The sequence below is a fragment of the Streptomyces sp. NPDC059371 genome (assembly GCF_042751995.1).
Lineage (GTDB): Bacteria > Actinomycetota > Actinomycetes > Streptomycetales > Streptomycetaceae > Streptomyces.
In genome coordinates this window covers 1-3,379 of the sequence record NZ_JBHYXD010000183.1, presented here as the reverse complement: position 1 = coordinate 3,379, position 3,379 = coordinate 1, and the positions used below count along the sequence as shown (strand labels likewise).

Below are 3,379 nucleotides of genomic sequence, written 5' to 3'. Positions count from 1 at the left end.
CCCGGAAGTCGACCGAGCCGTCGCCGAGCTGGGCGCGGGCGGCGAGGTGGCCCCCCGGCCGGCGGGGGGGGGGGTCGGGGGGGGGGCCCCCCCCTCCGGGGGGGGGGGGGCCCCGTCGTCGTAGCGGCGTCGTACGGGCTACGCGGCCGGCTGGGCCAGCCACTCCGGCAGCGCGTCGAAGTCGTCCCGGCCGAGCGCCAGCAGCATGGCGTCCGCGGGTGTCGGCTCGAACGGCTGCCGCAGCAACGGCATCTGGGCCTGCTCCGGCGTACGGTCCGCCTTGCGCTGATTGTCCTCGGCGCAGGACGCCACCGTGTTCAGCCACGAGTCCTGGCCGCCCTGGGCACGCGGGACCACGTGGTCCACGGTCGTGGCCCGGCGGCCGCAGTAGGCGCACCTGTGCCGGTCGCGTACCAGCACACCCCGCCTCGACCACGGGGCTTGTCTTCGGAACGGCACCCGGACGTAACGGCAGAGCCTGATCACCCGGGGCACGGGTATGTCCAGCGCGGCACCGCGCATGCGCAGTTCGGGGTGGGCCTGCTCGACGACGGCCTTGTCCGTCAGCACCAGAACGACGGCTCGGTTCAACGTCACCGTCGACAACGGCTCGAAGCTCGCGTTCAGTACCAGCGTGTCCCGCATCCAGCCCACCTCCTCTTGCGCACCGGCCCACCTGCGGCGGGCTGGGATCAACTCTGGCCGGGCACGCCGAGATGGACAACGCAATAAAAAATGCCCGCCCCTGATCACTTCCATGACCAGAGGCGGGCAAACGTTCGGTGAACGTCAGTCTGCTGCGGGATTGGCGTACTCACCGATCAACTGGGCGCGCGCCAGCGTGTGGAACCGCAGATTGAAGCCCACCACGGCGGGCGACACGTCCGCGTCGGGACCGAGCTTCTCCTGATCCACGGCGTACACCGTGAAGACGTACCGGTGCGCGGGATCCCCGGCCGGCGGCGCGGCGCCGCCGAAGTCACGGGACCCGTAGTCGTTGCGCACCTGGACGGCACTGTCGGGAAGACCCTCGAACTTGCCGCTGCCCGCGCCCGTCGGCAGCTTCGTCACCGAGACCGGGATGTCGAACAGCACCCAGTGCCAGAACCCGCTCCCCGTCGGGGCGTCCGGATCGAAGCACGTCACGGCGAAGCTCTTCGTCTCCGGCGGAAAGCCTTCCCAGCTCAGTTGCGGCGAGGTGTTCCCGGCCGCGTAGACCTGCGCGTCCTTCAGCACCGCGCCCGGCTCGACGTCCCCGCTGGTGAGCGTGAACGCCGGCACCGGCGGATGGAAGTCGTGCGGAAGCGGCGGCCTCTTGAGCTCGGTCACGTCAGTACCTCCTGAACGGCGGAATCCGTGCCTCGAGCCTAGAACCAGCTCCGCTTGCTGCCGACCTCCGACAGCCACTGGTTCAGGTATCCGGCCCAGTCGGTGCCGTGGAAGTCGTGCAGTCCCACCTGGAAGGAGCGGAAGGAGTCGCTGCCCTCGCTGAAGAGGCCCGGCTTCTTGTCCATCTCCAGGATGACGTCCATCGCGCGGTCGTCCGCGACGAAGCTCAGCTCCACCTGGTTCAGCCCGCGGTACTGCGACGGCGGGTAGAACTCGATCTCCTGGTAGAACGGCAGCCGCTGACGGGTGTTGCGGATGTGGCCGCGCTCCATGTCCGCGTTCTTGAAGCGGAAGCCGAGCTGGATGAAGGCGTCGAGAATCGCCTTCTGCGCCGGCAGCGGGTGCACGTTGATCGGGTCGAGGTCACCCGAGTCGATGGCGCGGGCGATCTCCAGCTCGGTGGTCACACCGATGTTCATCCCACGCAGGCTCTGCCCGTCGATCATGGTGATCGGCGTCTCCCACGGGATCTCCAGACCGAACGGGACCGTGTGCACGGCGCCGGCCTGGAGCTGGAAGGCCCCGCCGAGGCGCAGCTTCGTGAACTCGACGTCCTGCTTGTACTCCTGGTCGTCGTGGCCCTCGACCTCGACCCTGGCCTGCAGGCCGACCGACAGACCCTCGATCGACTGGTCGACCGAACCACCCTGGATCCGCACCTCACCCTGGACGACGCCGCCCGGAACGGTGTTGACCTCGGTCAGCACCGTCTCGACCGAAGCCCCACCGGCCCCCAAGCTCGCAAGCAGCCGCTTGAACCCCATGTCGTCACTTCCTCCCCAGGCAATGCCTGTTCGTCCTCTGCCTGTCTGGATCCTTTGATCCCTACAAACGCGATCCGGCCCCGACCGGTTCCGCGTCCTCACCCTTACAAGCGGAGAGGACCGCTGACCACCCCGCCGGCAAGCATCCGTCCGGACTCCGCCGAACGGCCCCGGACCCCACCACGCCGGCGAGGACGGAGGGACTACGCTCGTACGCCATGATCGCGGCCCCTGACCGTACGCCCCTTACGCGGGACTTCTTCGACCGGCCCGTCCTGGACGTCGCCCCCGAGCTGCTGGGGCGCCTCCTCGTACGGACCACGCCGGACGGCCCGATTGAGCTGCGCCTCACGGAGGTCGAGGCCTACGACGGCCCGAACGATCCCGGCTCGCACGCCTACCGCGGCCGCACGGCCCGCAACGGCGTGATGTTCGGCCCGCCCGGTCATGTGTACGTCTACTTCACCTATGGCATGTGGCACTGCATGAACCTGGTGTGCGGCCCGGGGGGCAGGCCCAGTGGAGTGCTGCTCCGGGCGGGCGAGGTCACCGAGGGCGCGGATCTCGCCCGTAAACGTCGACTCTCGGCCCGATACGACAAGGAACTGGCCAAAGGGCCGGCGCGCCTCGCGACGGCTCTGGGGGTGGACCGGTCACTCGACGGAGCGGATGCCTGCGGCCCAGAGGGTTCGCCCCTGACACTGCTGACGGGGACCCCCGTCCCCTCCGACCAGGTACGCAACGGGCCGCGCACCGGAGTCTCCGGCGACGGAGGCGTCCACCCGTGGCGTTTCTGGATCGCCGACGACCCCACGGTGAGTCCTTATAGAGCGCATGCGCCCCGCCGCCGTTCAACTTGACGCGCTCCTAGGGGGTCCGTAATGTAGCCCGAGCCGCTTGAACCGGTTACGGCGTTCAGCCAGCAGCCGAGAGCGGCCAACCCACTACCTACGACTTCCCCGCAGCGGGGGCTTATTCGGCATGCCTGCATGTCTGAATTCGAACCCGCGGAACTCGATTATGAGTCGCCGAGGAAATCCGCTAACGTAGTGAATGTCGAAAGGCCGCGAAACGCGAAAGCGCTGAAAGGCCGGCAGACAAACCCGCTGACTGGGAGTCAGGCCCGAAAGAGTCTGATAGAGTCGGAAACGCAAGACCGAAGGGAAGCGCCCGGAGGAAAGCCCGAGAGGGTGAGTACAAAGGAAGCGTCCGTTCCTTGAGAACTC

General features: G+C 68.3%; 4 protein-coding genes. 1 reads left to right on the top strand and 3 read right to left on the bottom strand.

From position 1 onward, the window contains the following. Positions 1-138: 138 nt before the first annotated feature. The 3 genes from ACFXGX_RS42740 to ACFXGX_RS42730 all read right to left on the bottom strand — a co-directional run bounded on the left by ACFXGX_RS42740 (position 139) and on the right by ACFXGX_RS42730 (position 2,153). Positions 139-645 (bottom strand): HNH endonuclease, encoded by a 507-nt coding sequence (locus ACFXGX_RS42740; protein WP_384803759.1) that lies wholly within the window; start codon positions 643-645, stop codon positions 139-141. 144 nt (positions 646-789) lie between these two features. Next, on the bottom strand, positions 790-1,329 hold the full coding sequence (locus ACFXGX_RS42735) for a YbhB/YbcL family Raf kinase inhibitor-like protein (protein WP_384803756.1): 540 nt from the start codon (positions 1,327-1,329) through the stop codon (positions 790-792). A gap of 38 nt (positions 1,330-1,367) precedes the next feature. Further along, positions 1,368-2,153: a sporulation protein gene (locus ACFXGX_RS42730; protein WP_384803753.1), complete on the bottom strand. Its 786-nt coding sequence runs from the start codon at positions 2,151-2,153 to the stop codon at positions 1,368-1,370. Positions 2,154-2,371: 218 nt separating this feature from the next. Here ACFXGX_RS42730 and ACFXGX_RS42725 point away from each other — a divergent pair, with 218 nt between their 5' ends. After that, a complete protein-coding gene (locus ACFXGX_RS42725; RefSeq protein WP_384803750.1) occupies positions 2,372-3,013 on the top strand; it encodes a DNA-3-methyladenine glycosylase in 642 nt (213 codons plus the stop codon). Positions 3,014-3,379: the final 366 nt, after the last annotated feature.